We start from the raw sequence: 18,850 nt of genomic DNA, 5'->3' as shown, positions 1-18,850 counted from the left end.
CACTATTCCTCCAAAGTAGCAGTTACTTTCATAAAGATATCCTCAAGATTTCCATCAAGCTGATTAAAAGATACAACAGGAATATTATTATTTATAAGTCTTACTAGTAGCTCATTCATATACCTATCATCACCTTTAAAAGAAGCTTCTACTATATTATCACCAACAGGATTTATATTATCTAAATCTGGGTACTCTTTAAGTATCCTTAAAGTCTCTTCAGCTTTATCCAAAACCTTAATCTTTATGGTTTGGGTGTGGTATATCTTTTTCATTATTTCTTCTACAGTACCATTTACAACTACCTGACCTCTTTCAATGATACCAATAGAAGTACAAAGCTCCGCTAGCTCTGGTAGTATATGAGAACTTACTAATATGGTCTTCCCCATTCCTTTTAAAGTTCTTAGTATTTCCTTCATCTCAATTCTCGCTCTAGGATCCATACCCGAAGCCGGCTCATCTAGCACTAAAAGTTCTGGATTATGAACCAAACTTCTAGCTAAGCAAAGTCTTTGTTTCATACCTCTAGATAAGTTATCTACATAGAAATCTTTCTTATCTACTAGGTCTACTAATTCTAATAAATCCATACATATCTTCTTGCTTTCAGTACCAGTTATATTATAGATTGATGCATAGAATTCTAAATACTCTGTAACCTTAAGATCATCATATACTCCAAAAAAGTCAGGCATATAACCTATTTTACTTTTTAAGAGCCTTGTATCCTTTAGAGCATTAATCCCATCCACCACAACTTTTCCAGAGGTAGCATCTAATAGACCACATATTATTCTCATTGTAGTTGTTTTTCCTGCACCGTTAGGTCCTACAAATCCAAATATCTCTCCTTTGGGAATTTCAAGATTTAGACCTCTTACAGCTTGAAACTTTCCGTATGTTTTGTAAAGATCTTTTATCTCTAACATTATTTCACCTTCCCTTTTACAGATATATCTGGTATTTGAACTGGTCCACCATTATTGTTTACACTAACTTTAATCTTTAATTCATTATCATTATTCAAATACTTCTTTAAATCATCGCCATTAAAACTACTGGAAGTTACAGATACATACTTATTTTGCTTATAATCATACGCTTCTAAAACTGCATTAGAAGTTCCTATATTACTACTAGTTGAACTTGAATCTAGTTTTAGTTCTGATACAATCATGTTTTTATCGATATCATATACTATCTCAGGAGTTCCGGCACCATAGAAGACTTCTCCATATGGATCATAATTTGTAGTGGACATTTCAACTACTCTATGATTTACAAATCCCATTGGGTACTGAATAGTATCTCCATTCTTAAAATTTAGTTGTAAAGGCACCCTTATTATAGTTCTATCCTTAACTTCCGAATCCTTACCATTTACTACTAAAGGTTTTGAGATATTATCTTTTGTTATTGCTATAATAGAAATATCTTTAATTCTTGTTGTTTGCATCGATTCAGAATATGACATTCTAAATAAGCTAGCATTATATCTATCCTCATCGCTGGCATTAGGACTGCCTATTTTATATATTTTATTCTCATAGGTTAGTTGATTTATATCACCATTATAATCTCCTGTTTTTTTATCTATGTTTACGCTATCTCCTTTTTTTACAGCTCCAAGAATATAGTAAGACTTAGGAGTTATTACGTAACAATATTCAAAATCATATGATGTGGAATTCTTAATAGTCCCTTTTATATCATCTCCATCTATGGATACATCAGAATCTATTTTTCCAATGCTAATATTAGAAGACGGTATCTTCACGGTTCTAGTGGCAAGTACACTTTTATTTTTAAATTCAAGAGTTCCTTTATCTTCTCTTATTAAAGTATCAAGTTCATTTTTCTTTGCATTATCTGGATTTCCATTATAATTAGGATTATCCACTGACTCTAGCTTTTGTCCTTCTTTACTTGCCACTTCAACACTCATTTTTTTGGGTGTGAATATCCCTACATATGTGTTTTTAGTAGCTGCTCCTTTTGAATCCATGTTTATTATATTGGCGTTATTTGCAACTACAGTATTTAACCTTGTTCCACTTCCTAAGAAATAAACTACAACTCCAAACACTATAGCAATGCATGGAACTGTTATCCACATTAATTCACGTTTATCTAATTTTTTAAGCACAAAATAACTTATTGGAGCTACTAGAACAATATAAATTATTAGCACTAAAAGATACATATTTATATTTGCTTTTTTAGTCATTAAATTGTTTACTAATTCACTTACAGAGAAATAAGTGTTCATATAGCTATTATCAAATTTAGCACTGTTAATAAAACTTGGATTTATCATGCCAAAAATCTTTTCTCCGAAGGAGCTGTTATTTGCCCAACCAACAAAAGGTTTAAGCCCAAAATCAAAACCTGCTATAGCTACATTTCCCGAACCTATACTAACTGTCTGAAGAAGTTTGAAATTTCCTTCTTGTATATTTGTGTTACTTCTATCTAGCTGTATATTTAGATTTTCTAATGAAACTGAATTGTTGTTATCCCCATTGGTAGCTATATTATATATCTTATTGGTATTCACTTTTGTAAGTTCACCAGGCTGGCCCTTTATAAAATCATCCTTAAATAAGCTTAGAGTTTTATTATAGTTAGTACCGGTACCAATTACCAAGGTTCCGCCAAGTTTTACCCAACTCTTTAGATTTTCATAAGCTTCCTTAGATAATTTAGAACTATCAAAATTATTGATTACTATTATGTCAAAAGATTGGAGTACCTGAAGATAGTCCGGGAATTTATTTTCATCTAGCTTTATCAATTCTGTTGATAAAGTAACACCTTTTGGTGCTGGAATTTTATTAAGGTATGTTAAGCTATCAAAATCATCGCTTAAAATTCCTATAAACTTTACAGTTTGATTTGTGGAGTTTCCAACCTTAATTTCTTCGCTATATACTTCATCATTTCCATCTTTTATTGATATTTCATATTTCAGAAAGGCTTGCTTTACAGGTACATTGATGGTAACAACTTTCTCGGCCCCTTTTTGAAGACTAATATTCTTTAAATAACTATCGTATTTATTTTCTGAAGTAGGAACCTTAACTTCAACAGTTCCTTGTATATCCTTATAATCATTTTTTATGGATATATTTATAGGTGTATAGTAACCTATCTTATACTTGTCATTAAATCCCACAGTAGCTTTCACTGTTACACCTTTTTTAGTATCTGCTTTAACAGTTTCACCTCTTACTAAAACTAAAGGGATAATTAATGCCATTGCAAGAATAAAAATTAATGCTCTATTGACTACTTTTCTCATAATTCCCCTACTTTCTTATAATATATAAACATTATTGCAATATAAGTTAAATTTTACCACCATTATATCATAGTATTGTATCAGTTTTTATTACAACTTCCTTACAAATTTCTGAAGATTCATATATTATTTTATAAAAAGAAAAAAGCTCACTGAAACGACCTTCTTCAGCGAGCTTTTTAAAATACTATAATAGACTTTTTAAAATGCTTATTAAATTATATAAATATGTTACTTATAAATTGTTAAGCTTACCTTAATTAACGTAAACTGTGGTACCACCTGGTATATTATTAAATATCCATTTAGAATTCTCTAGGCTTAACCTTACACATCCATGAGATACAGGCTTTCCTAAAGTATAATCAGTAATATTTTTATTCTTGTCCATAGGCCAAGAATGGAAAAGGTAGTTACCAAAAAACTGAACCCAATTTTTTGCTCCTTCGTTTATGCTTGCATTATAGAACCAGTCACCTCTTGCAGAAACCTTATATATTCCTTTTGGAGTCTCGCTTCCTGCTGCACCAGTAGAGCAATCTATCTCTTTTATAAGCTTCCAATCACCCTTACTGCCTACAAATACATTTGTTTTCTGGTTTTGAAGATCCACCCAAACTAAAAATTTAGATCTACTTGAATAGTTCTTCACAACATTTTCCTTATCAGGATTAGGCGTATATCCGTTAAGATACTCGGCAATAGCAGGACTAACAGATTTTTTCGCTTTTTCTTCTGCTGCCTTTCTATCCGCTTCTAACTTCTTCTTTTCTTCTTCTGCCTTTACTTTTGCGTCTTCAATAAGCTTTTTACTGCTATCTAAAAAGTCTTTAGACAAGTATTCTTTATTTTCGTCTAAGAAATTTAGTCCATCATCATATTTAGAATCAGTTATATATTGTTTTAAATCATCTGAAACAGAATCTTCTATCGCACTTTTAAGCTGTAATAGCTTATCTTTAAGAGCTTTATCGTCAATTTGCTTTTCTAAACTTGCTATTGACGGCAAAACATATTTATAATTCTTCTTTGCAAACTGTTCCTCTATATTCTTAAGTTCGTTTCTTTGCTTTTCTATCGTTTCCAAACTCTTAATTTCACTATCATCTGCTTTATATGAACCTGTCTTTTCTAAGTCATTAATTTTAGTACTAAGCAATTTATAATCTATACGTTCATTTAAATAATCGCTTTTTAAAGCACTAAACGCTTCCTTTGATTTTTGAGCTTGTACATTTTTGTTGTAATAAAAAAGCGACCCTGTTATTACGCATACAGCTAAAGCAGCAGTTGTTAAAACTCTCTTCAAACGCAAGTCCTATTCCCCCTGAAATAAATTTTATCTTTCCATATATAATGAAACTCAGCTGAACTGAATTATATTTTCTATATCTTTATAACTCCAACTCTAATAATCCCTTATGCACACCTAAAGTTTCTCAAATCTTATGATTACTTATTAGAGGCAAAGTATCTTTTTAGTAAACCCCTCCAATCTGAAAAAGGTAACTTTTTTAAACATTATGTAACTCATACATTCTAATTAATAATAACAGATAAATTAATAATACTTCAATACTTGTGATATAATTTTAATGAGGTGATTTTGATGAATTTAGATAAATTAAAAGAAATCATAGATAATTCTAATAATATTGTCTTCTTTGGTGGTGCTGGTATGAGTACTGAATCCGGTATACCCGATTTCAGAAGTTCTAATGGACTTTTCAACAAAAAGTTAAACATGACTTTCACACCTGAGCAACTAGTATCCCATACATTTTTTATGAGATATCCCGAGGACTTTTATAGTTTCTATAAGGATAAATTAATATACCCTAATGCGAAACCTAATGCTGGACACTTAGCCTTAGCAAAACTTGAAGAGATGGGCAAACTTAAGGCAATTGTCACTCAAAATATAGATGGACTTCATCAAGCTGCTGGTTCTAAAAATGTTTTCGAGCTTCATGGATCAGTGTTACGAAATTATTGTACTAAGTGCCATGCCTTTTATGATGAGAGGTTTATTTTAGAATCAGAAGGTATCCCAGCCTGTACTAAATGTGGTGGAACGGTTAAACCTGATGTAGTTTTATACGAAGAGGGACTAGATGAAGATATCATTAATGGAGCAGTTAAAGCTATAGCTGCGGCAGATACTTTAATAATAGGAGGAACTTCTCTTGTTGTTTACCCAGCTGCTGGACTTATAAATTATTTTAGAGGTAAAAATCTAGTATTAATAAATAAGAGCACCACCTCCGCAGATAGCAAAGCTAATTTAGTCATTCACGATTCAATCGGTAAAGTCTTAAGTTCAGTTGTATAAGGTTCCATTACAAAAACTTATGTTATACATGTTTAAAGATCATGCATCTATGTTTCTTAAGCATTTATAACCTAAATTGAGAACTTGAAGAAATTTAATTAACATTTTGTAACTGTTTATAGTATTATAGATTCCCCACATTTTTCAGAGAAAATATTAATATACTTTAATGATATTTCTTTTGTGGGAGTGGAATCTTTGAAACTAATAATAATCTTCTTATTAATTTTAGTTATTGCCTGTATGTATTTATATTTTGATAGAAAACTTAGTTTTTCTAGGCAACAGTATTTACTACTATCTAATCAACATAAGGCATTAAGGGAAAAATATAATTCCCTAAACACAAGCCTTACTAATATTTCAATAAGATACTTAAATAACACAACCTCTAATGGCGTTACTCTTGAAGGGGTTCTTTTAATGCTTTCTCCTTTAGAAAAAGGCCCTATTATAAACAAGATAACTCAAAAGCTTCAAGTTGGAATTCTTGAAGAAGCTGAAGTAAATAATCAGATATGGTATTTCGTATCTTTACCATTAAATACTGACTTCAACTCAAAGGGCTGGCTTCGAAAATCTGATTTTTCACTTCTTTTCAGCAGTTCACAAGATGTGATGAATAGATAATATACAATCTGAAATATAATTGCCTACTATAGTAAAAAAGAAAACACCTGCTAAATAGTAGGTGTTTTCTTTCCCGTTATGCAACTGCATGGGTAATAAAGTGCTTTAATATAATAGCACATATCAAAGCTTTTGAACAGTATTACAAAAAAATTTGCTAAAGAATAAAAAGTTTTAATGTCCTTTATGCTTATCAAGTTTTTTTCTCTGCTTTATACTAAATTTTCTTTCCTCTTCCTGAAGCTTTTGCTCTTTAGTTTTACTTTTACGTTTCAACTTTAATTGGTCGTGCTGCAGTTTCATTGCTATTTGAGCTTTTGTCCCTACTTCTTTTGCGCTGATCTCTTTTCTTATACTTCTTTGAAGTCTTTTAGGATTTTGTTTCTTTATGGCAAGATCTTTCTTCTCTAGTTTTACTGAACCACTGAAATCTAATCTGTAGAAATTCATTAGTATAAATTCATAAACTTCTTGATCCCTTGGCTCAGCTCCAAATGTAACCTTGCACACCTTAAGCTCATAGTCATCCATAACTTCAAAAATACCAATCCAAAATGGGTCATTAAAAAGAATTGTTAATTTAATTATAGAGTCCATAATTAAATCCTCCTGTAATTTATTATTAAAGAGAACGGACAACCCCAGGAGGGCAGGTTACTGCTACGTATAAATATCTAATAGCAATATACGCAGGCTCTGACTACCAACAGAAACTGTGTTTTTATCTCTCAATTATTATTATATATAAACATCGATAGTATATCTATTCTTTAAAAAGCTTATTATAAACTATACTTAAAAACTTCTCATCATCCATATCAGTAAAGTTATTTCTAGCATCAATCATCTTATTTCCCGATACCAATATAAAGCTCTTCGACTCATTGAACGCATATACTTTCACTCCACTAGGTAGTTTTGATTTGTATTCTCTTACATTTAACTTATTAAGCGTTTTTACTAGTCTGTCAGCATTAAACTCAACTATCATAGGGTATTTACTTTCAAAAATTGTATAACTTAAATCATGCTCTTTATCATCACTAAAATACACTAATCTCTCTGCTAAGATACTTTCATTAAAACTAGTATATGGATTTGAATTAGCAGTCTCCTTATATCCAAAGTCAGTTAAAGATAGCTCTACATGATTTTCTGGTTTATTATTATCGATATTTATAATAGCTCTGCCAATACCCCTACCTACTATACTCATAACTAAAACAGTTGAAATTAATATACCAAAAAGGGTTATAACTATATTAACATTTCTAGAATATCTTTTTTTATTTATAAATAATCTAGTTATAAGTATTCCTATTATAGGTATAAATGTAATGATTAACGTGGTAACTATGGGCATATCACTTGTATTGCAGATCATGCTTATAAGCGTTATTAAAGCTATTGCAAGTGGCAATGATCTCTTTATTCGTATTTGTTTATAATTATTATACTTCATAACTTTATTCACTTTTAGATTACGGTTGGCTCTAATTGACCAAGTTATAAAGCCTACCACTTCCACTCCAAATATCAACACCAATAACATCATCATGAGAACATTTAAAAGTCCAAAATTATGTGAAAGAGTGTAATCAGGACTACCTAAAAACAATTCAATATATATATAGAAAAGCCACGTTCCAATTAGAACTACATGTGCCAATGCATTATACAGTGACGCTTTAAATACTGATTTAAATTTCTCCTTTTCATCAGTATGTATATCCAAAGTATTTTCAGTATCTTCAGTATAAAATATCTGAACCTTCCCTCTCTGTCCTACAAACTCCCAGCCTGCTGCTTCACAGTAGTCTCTATACTCTAAGGCTTCATTACTATCTTTACAATCAAATTCAGAGACTTTGTGGAGTATATCAACTGTATACCTAACAGTTTTTGATTTATCTCTTTTAAAGATCAATATTGAGCCTTTGATAGACTTTAGTATCCATCCGTTTCTTGCCATATTGTTGAGATATTCTCCTGCAGCTTCACACTCATAAGGAAAAAAATTAAAAATTTTTATCTTCGTATTAATTGCCATTATGCCTTATCCCCCATATAACCTTCCCCATCACTTACCATAGTAATTAATCTCCTATACTCATCCAATAGTATTTCTTTACCTTTATCAGTTATTATATAGCTTCTCTTTCTTCCCTGTACCTCTGTTTCTCTAATCATGTTTTCTTTTCCAAACTTTCCTAGAAGCGCATATAAGGTACCTGGGCCAACTCTCACTCTTCCCTTTGAAATTTCTTCTACAGCCTGCATTATATCCACACCACATCTTTCTTCCAGAAGTGACATTAATATATAATACATTGGTTCCGTTAAATTTTGAAATTGTTCCCTTGCCATTTTAATCTCCTACTTATGGATGTACTACTTCGTAATAAAATTTATTAATTCGGTTCGAAGTGGCACATCTATAATATCGAATATCGATATTTATATTTTAATTATATTATCGTGTATCGATATTGTCAATATTACCCTTATATGTCATTATCAAGATTTATTCTAAAAATCAAATTGTTTTTAATCTCAATATAAGAAAAAAAGAGACAGTGTCCTCACACTATCTCTTCAAATTCTTAATCCTCTAAATTTCTTAATATCAATGAATCTTCATTTATATTATCAAGTCCCTTAGGTATTCTTCCAGTATTAAGGTCCTTAGTAGTTCCACCCATACTTTTTATTAAATTTCTCGCATCTTCTTCGTTGCTTCCGTCTGCTTCAACCACTACCTTGCAATTTATATTTGCTATTTCTTCGAACCCTCCCATACCACTTGCCATTGGACTTGCTGCAGCAATAGGAGAATTGCTATTATCTTCACCTAAAACCGCTGATGATAAAGTCGGCAACTCATCTGATCCTACCATACCTCTCTGTGAATAAACATCGTTATTATGCTCATTTATATCTACAAAAGCTCCTCTAAATCCATCTTCTCTAAGCTTTTCAACTGTTTCTTTTGCTGTTTTTATACTATCAAAATACGCCTCTATCTTCATTTAACCACTTCCTTCTAAAATATTGAAAGTAAAACATTTTTCAGTTATAGATGTAGTATCTTTCATAAAATTACTGCATCTTTAGTATCAATTTTATTATGTCAAAGTGGTAAAAATTTATCCTTTTTATTTATAGAATCTAGTGTTCTTAATGCTAAGATATAAAAAGACAAAACTATTATTTGAATTATTTCTCTAAATAATAAAAGTAGCAATGACATTGTTTTTATCACTGCTACTTACAAAACTTAATACAATTATTTACTTCATATCATTAAATTATTCCTGTAATCTAAACTTACTCACATACAACATCATTTCTTCTGTAGCATTATCTAAGATAGAAGCTGACTTTGCTACCTCATCTGTTGCACTGTAAACTTCCTCTGATGAACCTGTCATTTCTTCTGATGCAGCATTTATCTCTTGTGCTAAGGCTGAAGTGTTGCCAACCTTTTCTATTATATTATTTTTTTCTTTATTTAGATGCAAAGCTTCTTTAGTCACTTGTTCAATTTCCGGTATTATCATTTCTACACTTGAAATAATTTTTTTAAACGAATCTAAAGATGTCTCAACTACAGTTGATTGCTCAGTTAGTTTACCATTCATAGAATTTGTTATATTTAATATTTCTGAAGTATCATATCCTATGTCTGCAGTAAGTTTACTTATATCTTCAGTAGAAACTTTACTTTCTTCCGCTAGTTTTCTTATCTCTGCAGCAACAACAGAAAATCCTTTTCCATTCTCTCCAGCTCTTGCAGCCTCAATTGCAGCATTTAGCGCCAGAAGATTAGTTTGCTGTGAAATATTATTTATATAATTGGTAATATCATTTATCTTTCCAATCTTAACCCCTAAAGTGTTCATTCTTCCAGTAAAGCTTTGGAATGAAACAGCTAAATCATTCACTGACTCAATTAATGTTTCTAACTGAACATCACTTTCGTTAGCCATAAAATTAATATCCCTTGAATTGTTATCTATAGTCTTTATAGCATTTACTATATGTTCAATACGTTCTCCAAATTCTCCAAGTGCTACATTTATATCAGTTAACGCTATTGATTGATATTCATTTGATCTTGAAACTTCTTCAATAGATGCTGCTACACTTTTAGAGGATGTTGCCATCTCCTCTGATACTGCAGATAAACTTCCTGCTTGATTGTTTATATTACCGGCAGTGTTTTTTACACTTTTAATCATATCAGATATATTTAATATGGTCTTTTTCAATGCAGAATTCATCAATCCAAATTCTGTTTTGCTATTATTCTCCTTTATGTCTAAGCTAAAGTTACCTTCTGAAATTTGTTGCAAATTTACTATGATTTCTTTTGATGATTTATTAATAACTAATATTATTATGTATGCAATTATAGTAAATATCGCTAACGATATTGCAAATATAATTAGCATTAACTTTTCACTTAAAACTGCTGCTTTTGTACTTGTTTCTTTGTTTGCCTGTGCAATACTTTCATCATAACTAAGTAATTTATCTAAATTGGTTTCTAGTTTACTTTCTTGTTCTGAAATTTGGCTTAAATATTGATCTGAATTGCCAGTTGCTTTGCTATCCCACATCTTAGAGAAAAAGCTATAAGCTGAGGTAAAATTATTTAAATAAACAGTCTCCTGATCATCTAATTTAGTCTTTTCATAATCATTTATATACTTATCAATATTTTGTCTAAAGTTTTTAATAGTACTTATAAACTCACTTCCACTTGTCTTATTCGACATTGCCTCAATATCTGCGGCTTTTATCTGGTAAAAGTTACTTTTTATTTCTCCAATATCTGATACTGGTATTAAGTACTCAGAGTACATAACTCCCAATTGGGTATCTAGGTTCTTCATATTAAAATAACCAAAGCCGCCTACGACTATTGTGGATATAACTGCTGAAATTGTTAGAGAAATAATCAAGTTTTTCAATTTAAATTTTTTTAGTTTTGCTAACATATAAGCCCCCTAGTTACCACTAATTTTTATAGTTTTCATTTCTATCAACAAATTTTTTTGAATCATTAACACTATAGTTTGTATATTAATGCATAAGTACTGAATTTTTATCAAAACTTTGTGTGAAGCTTATGTGATTTTTAATAAAACTTTAACTATATTTAATATAATATCTAAAATTGCACTATTCTGAAGTGGTAATTATATGAACATACGCCTGCACAATAGAATCTTCTCACCAGAAACAGTGAGAGAATTTGAATATATAAATTTAAGTATGAAATAGTTTATTGATATAGGGTTACATTACGAAAACTTAATTTATGCTTGTTTCAAAATCACACACCTGTGAACTTTAGCATGTCTAATTAATAGTTGAGTTAGTCTATAGGAATATGAATAACACAATTAATCTTTGTAAATATTAAATAATATGGTATCGGAGGACTTGCTAATGGATAAAAATTATATCTTTATAATTATTGGGTGGGTTGTAACAATTGGTTTATTATTTAAGTTTGTCCCAAGAGATAAGATTAGAGAAGCGCATGTAGCCTTTTTCTTCAAACAACTGCTTACATGGTTATTAGGCTTATTAGTAGTACAATTAGGACTTATAGAATATCCAGTTAGACTTTTCCCATATGCTAATAAAACAAGTTTTAGCTTTGAATATTTCATATATCCTTCTATATGTGCCATATTTAATGTTCACTATCCTGAAAAGGAAAGTATTTTTAAGCAATTCCTCTACTATTTCTATTACTGCACCACAATAACAGTTGTAGAAATATATGTAGAGAAGTTTACTAATATTATAAAATACGTACATTGGAATTGGTATGTAACATGGATTACACTTTTTCTTACCTTTTATTTAACTAGAAAATACTATACATGGTTTTTTAAATTAAAACATGAAGATAAATAAACACATGCTAAGTTACCCATCTGTATCTTATTTTTAACTACTCATAATAACCATATATTCTTTCTCATTAAGATCTGTTATTGTTAGTAAATCTAATAATGAATTACCATAGTTTTAAAACATCACTTTAAATATATTTTTATTGAAAAGGGTAAATTAACTATATATAATCAAATCATATTAACATGAAACTTAGCTTTATTAGTTATAAAAGGAGTCTTCTATGATATTAGAAAAGAAGTTAGCAAGAAAGCGATTAACGGAAGCTTACAATAACGCTAAAATTGAATACTTTGATAACAATTCTAAATATATATTTTTCAGTGATTGTCATAGAGGAGATTGTACACCCTCAGATGAATTTGCAAAGAATCAAAATATCTTTCTATTCGCATTAGAATTCTATTTTAATAATGGATATACTTATGTGGAAGTTGGAGATGGCGATGAACTTTGGGAACACTCTAATTTTAAACACATAAGACTGGCCCATGATGAGGTATACTCTTTATTTAAAAGATTCTTTGATTTAGATAGATTAATTATGTTATATGGCAATCATAATATCCAATTAAAATACAAAGACTTTGTAGAGAATAATTATTATAAATTCTACGATGATTACAACGAAGAGGAAATAGAATTGTTTCCTGGCCTCACTCCATACGAGGCAGTAGTATTTAAACATAAAACTACAGGACAAGAAATATTGACTGTTCATGGTCATCAAGGCGATAGAATGAATGATACTTTATGGCGTTTTAATATGCTTACAGTAAGATATTTTTGGAGGTTTCTTCATTCAATAGGTTTTATAAATCCTGCAAGCCCCGTAAAGAACGCCGAAAAGATTCACAAAATTGAACGTATTTATAGCAGCTGGATAAAAGCAAACAAAATTATGCTCATCTGCGGACATACTCATAGGCCACATTTTCCAAAAATCAATGAATTGCCTTACTTTAATGACGGTTCATGTGTTCGAGCAAGCGGAATACAGGGTATCGAAATAACAAATGGAGAGATAATGTTGGTTGAATGGAAGATCGGTACTGATTCATCTGGTGATCTCCATATAAAAAGGAGAATATTAAGGGGTCCAGAACCAATAGAAACATTTGATTTAAGAAATAATAATACAAATTAAATAATTGACATTCAAAAAACAGCAGAAATACTTAATAGTACTTCTGCTGTTTCAACATTATCATTTGCTATATGCTCTAATTAGATATGTTCCATGGATATACTACACGATTTTAGTTGTCCAATAAAGAATACATAGGATGTTTTATTAAATTAATTCAATGTCGACTTTTTCCCTAATTCTCTTGCAAAAAAGTATCACTATAATAAGTGAAATTAAATATCATTGATTTTTATTACAAATCAATTTCTATTCTCAAATTCTTCGTAATCCACAGAATTGAACTGAATGTGAACAACTTCAATCTGAGGATATTCAAATAATTGACGTTCATCTTTCTTTTTCTAGAAAAAATGGATAAAAGCTTATTCATAAAAATGTACTTGTCTCATTAAATGTACTCCCTATTCTAAAATATTTATCTGTTCCAAGAAGTACCTAAAGTATGAAATCTTTCTGTTCACAATCTTCCCTTGAAAAATCATACCTGATTTTATTTCAGCTTCTTCTCCCTTTTTATTCTTTAAGTAAGATTCTGAAATATGCGCTTCAGCAGTATAATAGCTAGAACCATCCTTTTGGTTAATCTTTGAATCTGCACTGATTCTCTCGATAGTAGTCTTTACATTTCCATAGTCTTTTTGTGGAAGTGCATCAAAAGTTACGTTAATCTTCTGACCTTCTTTTATATTACCAAAGTCCTGATTTCTAATATAAATTTCTAATTTATATGAAGATGTATCTGGTGGAAGTATTGAAGCAATTTCTGTACCTGCTTGAATAAAATCCCCTTCTTTAATTGGAGCTATTGAGTTAATAACCCCATTATCTTCTGCCTTTATAACAGCATCATTTATCTTACTATTATAAGATTCAATGTTAACATTCATTTCAATCATGCTATTTTTGTCTGCAGTAATATTATCACTAATTTGTGAAATATACTGCTGTTTTGTGTTAGAAGTTGTTTGTGAAAGGCTAACTTCATTAAGCTTTTCTTGTGTTTGAGATATTGAATTTAAAACATTTAACTTTTGAGTATTCTTATATTTATCAAGAGCAGTTTTTGTATCACTGATATTAGTTTCAAGAGTTTTTATCTGATCCTGCACTCCATTGGCTTCTTTTAATTTATTTAATGAATCCTGCATTGTAGCAATTTTATTATTGTAATCATCAATATTAAATTTATAATCTGTGTATTGATAATACATAAGACTGGAGCTATCAAAATAATTCTTATTTTCTTCCATGGACTTTTGTAAAATCCTTAAATCAGATAAATTTTTACTATAGTAATTTTTTTGCGATTGATATACATCATTTTGCTTATTGCTATTATTTTGACTATCAGCATAAAGCTGGTATTTTGAATAATATTCTTTCTCATCAGCATTGTCCTGAGAAAAATAATTTGTATTATCCAAAATTGAATTTTTAAGCTTAGTAAGATTATCTATTTCTTTTTGTTTGTTATCTATTGTCTTTTGCAAAACATCCCTTTGGGCGATCAAATCATTACTGTCGAATTGTATCAAAACCTGTCCCTTCTCTACTTTATCGCCATCTTTAAAGTTTATTTTATAAACACTTCCCATAGATTTATTAGAAATTTTAATAATATCACCTTTGGGTCTTACCATCCCGCTTGAGGCTATTGTAATTTCCTTTTGAGCAATTAATGACCAAACTATTGTAAGAGAAAGCACTGCTAATATTATATACATCATGTACATAGAAAAACCTTTAGGCCTTGATTGCATAATTTCTCTACTGTCTGTTATATCACTTAAATTTTCAATATGATATTTCATTACAAATCACCTCCTATAGTCGCTGCAGCTTCTTCATAACTTTCAGGCAACTGTTTACTCCAAAGGTTATAGTAATAACCCCTTGATTTTATAAGCTCATCATGACTTCCATATTCAACAATTTCACCTTTATCCATAACATAAATAGTGTCACATCTCATAATTGTGCTTAGTCTATGTGCAATAATAATAGTTGTAGTATCCTTTGTACATTCTTCAATGGTATGTTCAATAGCCTTTTCTGTTATTGAATCTAAATTGGAAGTCGCTTCATCCATTATTAAAATTTCAGGTTTTCTAAGTAGTGCTCTAGCAATTGCCAGCCTTTGTCTTTGTCCACCAGAAAGATTTGAACCATCCTCTTCTAGCATAGTCTCATATCTTGTTGGAAGAGAATTAATAAAGTCATGAATTTGAGCGTACTTACAAACTTCAATAATTTCTTCATATGTAGCATCCGCATTAGCAAACTGTAGATTTTCTTTTATGGTACCAGAAAAGAAAAATGCTTCTTGAGAAATATAAGAAATCCTATCTCTTAGCGCCTCACGATTAATATCCTTTATGTTATATGTATTTAAAATTATTTCTCCTTTTTCTGGAGTGTAAAAATTCATTAAAAGCTTAGAAATAGTTGTTTTCCCTGAACCACTTTCACCAACTAATGCAATTTTTTCTCCAGCTCTTATTCTCATAGTTATATCCTTTAACACTAATTGACGAGTTCCATATCTAAAATCTACATTTTTTAATTCTATTTCTCCGTTTAACGTGGATGGATTTATCTTTTTATCTTCATCCTTAGCCTTTTCACTTTCAAGATCTAAGATTTCTCCTAACCTATCAGCAGCAACTATAGCACTTTGAAGAGTAGGCTGAAGATTTATCATTCTTTCAATCGGTTCAATAAAATAAGCAAGCAGAGCATTAAAAGAAATAAGAGCTCCTATTGTTATATCTCCCTTAATAACTAAATAAGCACCTACCCAAAGAATTGTAATACTAAAAATCCCTTTAACAGTACCTTTCACACTTCCTTGAAGGTTATTAACATATCCATATTTAAATACACTTTTTATGAGCTTAATAAATCTTTTTTCAGTTTCTAAATTAACTTTGCCTTCGCCATTAAAAGCTTTAACAGTTTCAATTCCTTTTAAAGATTCTACTAAATAAGAGGTTAGCTTTGCATTATCTTCCATAGTAGTTCTATTAACCTCTTCAATAGGCTTTTTAAATATAAATACTAATGCTAGGTAAAGCACAATTGGAATAAAACAAATTAGAAACATTGTTGAATTTTGTTTATATAAAATAGCACCGCCAACAACTGCCATTATTGAATCAATCATTAAGGTTAAGGTTGCAGAAGAGATAGCATCTCTGATTTTATTTGCATCATTAAATCTTGAAACAATTTCCCCAACCTTTCTTGTACCAAAAAAGTTCATCGGCAGATTTATAACATGATTATAGTAACCAAGTAATAATGGTATATCAATGTTTTGTGATAAATGAATTAAAAGCAGTGTTCTGAAAAACTCTGTAATTATTTTAAATACAGCAAGCCCTATCATCGCTAAAGAAATTACTAAAAGACTATTATCTAAAGAGTTAGGTAAAATATCATCCAGTAAAAATTTAAAATAAAATGAACCTATCATACCTAATAAAGTAACTAAAATTGAAGCTATAAAAATATTAACAAGAAGATTTTTTTGAACCTTAACAAGGCCCCAAAATCTTTGAAACAAGCCTTTAGTTTCATCACCTTTTTCAAAGGATGGAGCTGGAACCATCAAAATAAGAACCCTTGTCCACATTTTGAAAAATTCTTTAGGCTTCATTTTAACTATACCCTTAGCTGGATCAGCTATAATAATTTCTTCCCTAGTAGCCTTATGAATAACAACGTAGTGCAGAAGGTAACCATCTACAATAACATGAGCAATAGCTGGTCTTGGATACTCAGAAAAAATATCCTCAGGCTTTCCTGCCTTTACCCCTTTAGCCGAAAAACCTAAAGCCTCAGCAGCCTTTATCACACCATAAGCAGAAGTACCTTGCATATCTGTTCCTGCAACTTCACGAATTTTTGAAATTGGAATTTTTAGACCATACTGTTTTGAAATTGTAGCCAAACAAGCAGCACCACAATCTTTAATATCATGTTGTTTAATACATATATATTTCTTAAAAAATCTCATAAATAACTCCTTTAAGTCAAAATTTGTCGTTAAAAAATATTCATAAAAACAAAATAACATATTTACAAAAAAAGTAAATACTGTAATATAAACCTTAAGAGTTACATAAGGTTACATTTTCACATATGACAATAAGATAATATGTAAAGATGAGTTTAATAAGTTAACATTAGACAGTGAAATAGAATATAAAAATCTTCTTTCTTTTAGAAAAACGTTAACTCAATAAAAAAATGCAGAAAGAGATGAAAAAGATCGAAAAATTTTTTAAAAAAAATAATCTTCAGCCAATAACTACTTTATACAATGTTACTGTAAATGAAGTTAAAAGCGTTGAAGAAGTGGACAAGTTGCATGTTGATATGTATCTTGGTTTAAACCCAAATATCTTTTAGTTAATAGCTTCTTTACGGGCCCGAAGGAGTTTATTATAAATAAAATAAATCGGTGTACAAGTAGTTACACTAGATATTTAAAGGAGATATACAAATGGAATTAATAATGAATAGTAACTTTTCTGAATTAAAAATTAATGAAATAGAACTTATTAATGGTGGTGATGCATTATCTTGGGTACTAGATGTTGCTGGTATATTTGGTATAGAAGCTTGGGCAGTTGATGCAATGATTGCTGCAGGTCTTATTAATCCAGTTGCCTTAATGGGAGTAGGATTATTTGCTGCGGGTGCAGCGTTATGGTCTGCTTACAAAAATTTTGTTCAATAATATAACTCATATTCCGGTGAATGCATAAAAACACTAATATATTTATAGTTTTTCACCTTATTCAACGATGATTTGCGAATATTAAATTTATTGTTTAAAATGAAATTTTTGCTTATTAACGAATATCAAAATATCGTAAATATGAAAATCATTGTGTGGAATATAACATATAAGTTCAATTAAATTAAAAATAAGGGGCTGTCGCACTAAAAATGTATACTACACCATATTGTGTTTGTATTTCTATATACAAAACAATATATAGTATGTAAATTGCTTAATGAGGCAGCACCTTATTTTTCAATAGTTAAATTTAATACTATAAATGTTTACACCAAAAGCCAAATATATGATTTACTCAAATCAATAATTTTAATAGTGTCATCATTCATGTATAATATAAATTAATAATACTTTATTTGTAATATATAAATTAGTTAAATCGGAGGATTATTATGATTGAAACTTTAAATCACATTATTTCTATATTATGTATAGCTATTTTGTTTTTACCACTAATAGCTACATTTTCATATCACAAAGAAAAAAGTAAATCTAGAAATCAAATTAACTTAACACTCTCAATAGTATATCTAGTATTATTTATTATATCTATAGTCTTCAATAAAGGCGCTGTTTATTTAAGACCCTTGCTCTTAATTTCAAGTTTGCTTTTCTTTTATAGTTATAAAAAACCCACTAGTGTTTAATCTATTGACAAAATTTAATTTTAAATAACTTTATAATTCCCCAAAA

16 protein-coding genes are annotated in these 18,850 nt (G+C 29.8%); 6 read left to right on the top strand and 10 right to left on the bottom strand.

Going from position 1 to position 18,850, the window contains the following annotated elements:
* Nucleotides 1–2: 2 nt before the first annotated feature.
* The 3 genes from OCU55_RS22160 to OCU55_RS22150 all read right to left on the bottom strand — a co-directional run bounded on the left by OCU55_RS22160 (nucleotide 3) and on the right by OCU55_RS22150 (nucleotide 4,619).
* The gene (locus OCU55_RS22160) at nucleotides 3–932 is read right to left on the bottom strand and encodes an ABC transporter ATP-binding protein (protein ID WP_261854467.1); all 930 of its coding nucleotides are present in this window, start codon (nucleotides 930–932) and stop codon (nucleotides 3–5) included.
* On the bottom strand, nucleotides 932–3,304 hold the full coding sequence (locus tag OCU55_RS22155; RefSeq protein WP_261854466.1) for a hypothetical protein: 2,373 nt from the start codon (nucleotides 3,302–3,304) through the stop codon (nucleotides 932–934). Before OCU55_RS22155 ends, OCU55_RS22160 begins: the two co-directional genes overlap by 1 nt.
* Nucleotides 3,305–3,560: 256 nt before the next feature.
* Nucleotides 3,561–4,619: a L,D-transpeptidase gene (locus OCU55_RS22150; protein ID WP_261854465.1), complete on the bottom strand. Its 1,059-nt coding sequence runs from the start codon at nucleotides 4,617–4,619 to the stop codon at nucleotides 3,561–3,563.
* A 294-nt stretch (nucleotides 4,620–4,913) separates the two neighbouring features.
* Between OCU55_RS22150 and OCU55_RS22145 the strand changes: the two genes are divergently transcribed.
* The gene (locus tag OCU55_RS22145; protein ID WP_427847085.1) at nucleotides 4,914–5,636 is read left to right on the top strand and encodes an NAD-dependent protein deacylase; all 723 of its coding nucleotides are present in this window, start codon (nucleotides 4,914–4,916) and stop codon (nucleotides 5,634–5,636) included.
* 198 nt (nucleotides 5,637–5,834) lie between these two features.
* Entirely contained in the window at nucleotides 5,835–6,266 is a 432-nt protein-coding gene (locus OCU55_RS22140) for a hypothetical protein (protein WP_261854464.1), read from the top strand.
* A gap of 174 nt (nucleotides 6,267–6,440) precedes the next feature.
* On the opposite strand, the gene OCU55_RS22135 is transcribed toward OCU55_RS22140, so the two are convergent.
* From OCU55_RS22135 to OCU55_RS22115, 5 genes are all read right to left on the bottom strand, one after another.
* A complete protein-coding gene (locus OCU55_RS22135; protein ID WP_261854463.1) occupies nucleotides 6,441–6,863 on the bottom strand; it encodes a YjdF family protein in 423 nt (140 codons plus the stop codon).
* Between the two features lie 166 nt (nucleotides 6,864–7,029).
* On the bottom strand, nucleotides 7,030–8,316 hold the full coding sequence (locus tag OCU55_RS22130; RefSeq protein WP_261854462.1) for a DUF2812 domain-containing protein: 1,287 nt from the start codon (nucleotides 8,314–8,316) through the stop codon (nucleotides 7,030–7,032).
* Nucleotides 8,316–8,633 (bottom strand): PadR family transcriptional regulator, encoded by a 318-nt coding sequence (locus tag OCU55_RS22125; RefSeq protein ID WP_261854461.1) that lies wholly within the window; start codon nucleotides 8,631–8,633, stop codon nucleotides 8,316–8,318. The genes OCU55_RS22130 and OCU55_RS22125 overlap by 1 nt, the downstream gene beginning before the upstream one ends.
* Before the next feature lie 236 nt (nucleotides 8,634–8,869).
* Nucleotides 8,870–9,295, bottom strand: coding sequence for a hypothetical protein (locus tag OCU55_RS22120; protein ID WP_261854460.1), 426 nt, complete (start codon nucleotides 9,293–9,295; stop codon nucleotides 8,870–8,872).
* A gap of 279 nt (nucleotides 9,296–9,574) precedes the next feature.
* A complete protein-coding gene (locus OCU55_RS22115) occupies nucleotides 9,575–11,269 on the bottom strand; it encodes a methyl-accepting chemotaxis protein (protein ID WP_261854459.1) in 1,695 nt (564 codons plus the stop codon).
* Nucleotides 11,270–11,723: 454 nt separating this feature from the next.
* Here OCU55_RS22115 and OCU55_RS22110 point away from each other — a divergent pair, with 454 nt between their 5' ends.
* Both OCU55_RS22110 and OCU55_RS22105 read left to right on the top strand, forming a co-directional pair.
* Nucleotides 11,724–12,200 carry a CBO0543 family protein gene (locus OCU55_RS22110; RefSeq protein WP_261854458.1) on the top strand — a complete coding sequence of 159 codons (477 nt, stop codon included), beginning with the start codon at nucleotides 11,724–11,726 and terminating at the stop codon, nucleotides 12,198–12,200.
* Nucleotides 12,201–12,423: 223 nt separating this feature from the next.
* Complete coding sequence (locus OCU55_RS22105; RefSeq protein ID WP_261854457.1) at nucleotides 12,424–13,347, top strand: metallophosphoesterase; 924 nt, start codon at nucleotides 12,424–12,426, stop codon at nucleotides 13,345–13,347.
* A 404-nt stretch (nucleotides 13,348–13,751) separates the two neighbouring features.
* Here OCU55_RS22105 and OCU55_RS22100 read toward each other — a convergent pair whose 3' ends face one another.
* Entirely contained in the window at nucleotides 13,752–15,161 is a 1,410-nt protein-coding gene (locus OCU55_RS22100) for an HlyD family secretion protein (RefSeq protein ID WP_261854456.1), read from the bottom strand.
* Nucleotides 15,161–17,368 carry a peptidase domain-containing ABC transporter gene (locus OCU55_RS22095; RefSeq protein ID WP_261854455.1) on the bottom strand — a complete coding sequence of 736 codons (2,208 nt, stop codon included), beginning with the start codon at nucleotides 17,366–17,368 and terminating at the stop codon, nucleotides 15,161–15,163. Before OCU55_RS22095 ends, OCU55_RS22100 begins: the two co-directional genes overlap by 1 nt.
* A gap of 245 nt (nucleotides 17,369–17,613) precedes the next feature.
* Here OCU55_RS22095 and OCU55_RS22090 point away from each other — a divergent pair, with 245 nt between their 5' ends.
* Both OCU55_RS22090 and OCU55_RS22085 read left to right on the top strand, forming a co-directional pair.
* The gene (locus tag OCU55_RS22090; RefSeq protein WP_261854454.1) at nucleotides 17,614–17,763 is read left to right on the top strand and encodes a hypothetical protein; all 150 of its coding nucleotides are present in this window, start codon (nucleotides 17,614–17,616) and stop codon (nucleotides 17,761–17,763) included.
* Between the two features lie 94 nt (nucleotides 17,764–17,857).
* Nucleotides 17,858–18,094, top strand: a complete 237-nt coding sequence (locus OCU55_RS22085; protein ID WP_261854453.1) for a hypothetical protein — start codon at nucleotides 17,858–17,860, stop codon at nucleotides 18,092–18,094.
* The last annotated feature ends 756 nt before the right edge of the window (nucleotides 18,095–18,850 follow it).

Origin of the sequence: Clostridium folliculivorans (genome assembly GCF_024341905.1) — a bacterium.
Taxonomy (GTDB): domain Bacteria; phylum Bacillota; class Clostridia; order Clostridiales; family Clostridiaceae; genus Clostridium_AR; species Clostridium_AR folliculivorans.
The sequence above is the reverse complement of the archived record's forward strand: the minus strand, read 5'-3'. Positions and strand labels throughout refer to the sequence as shown.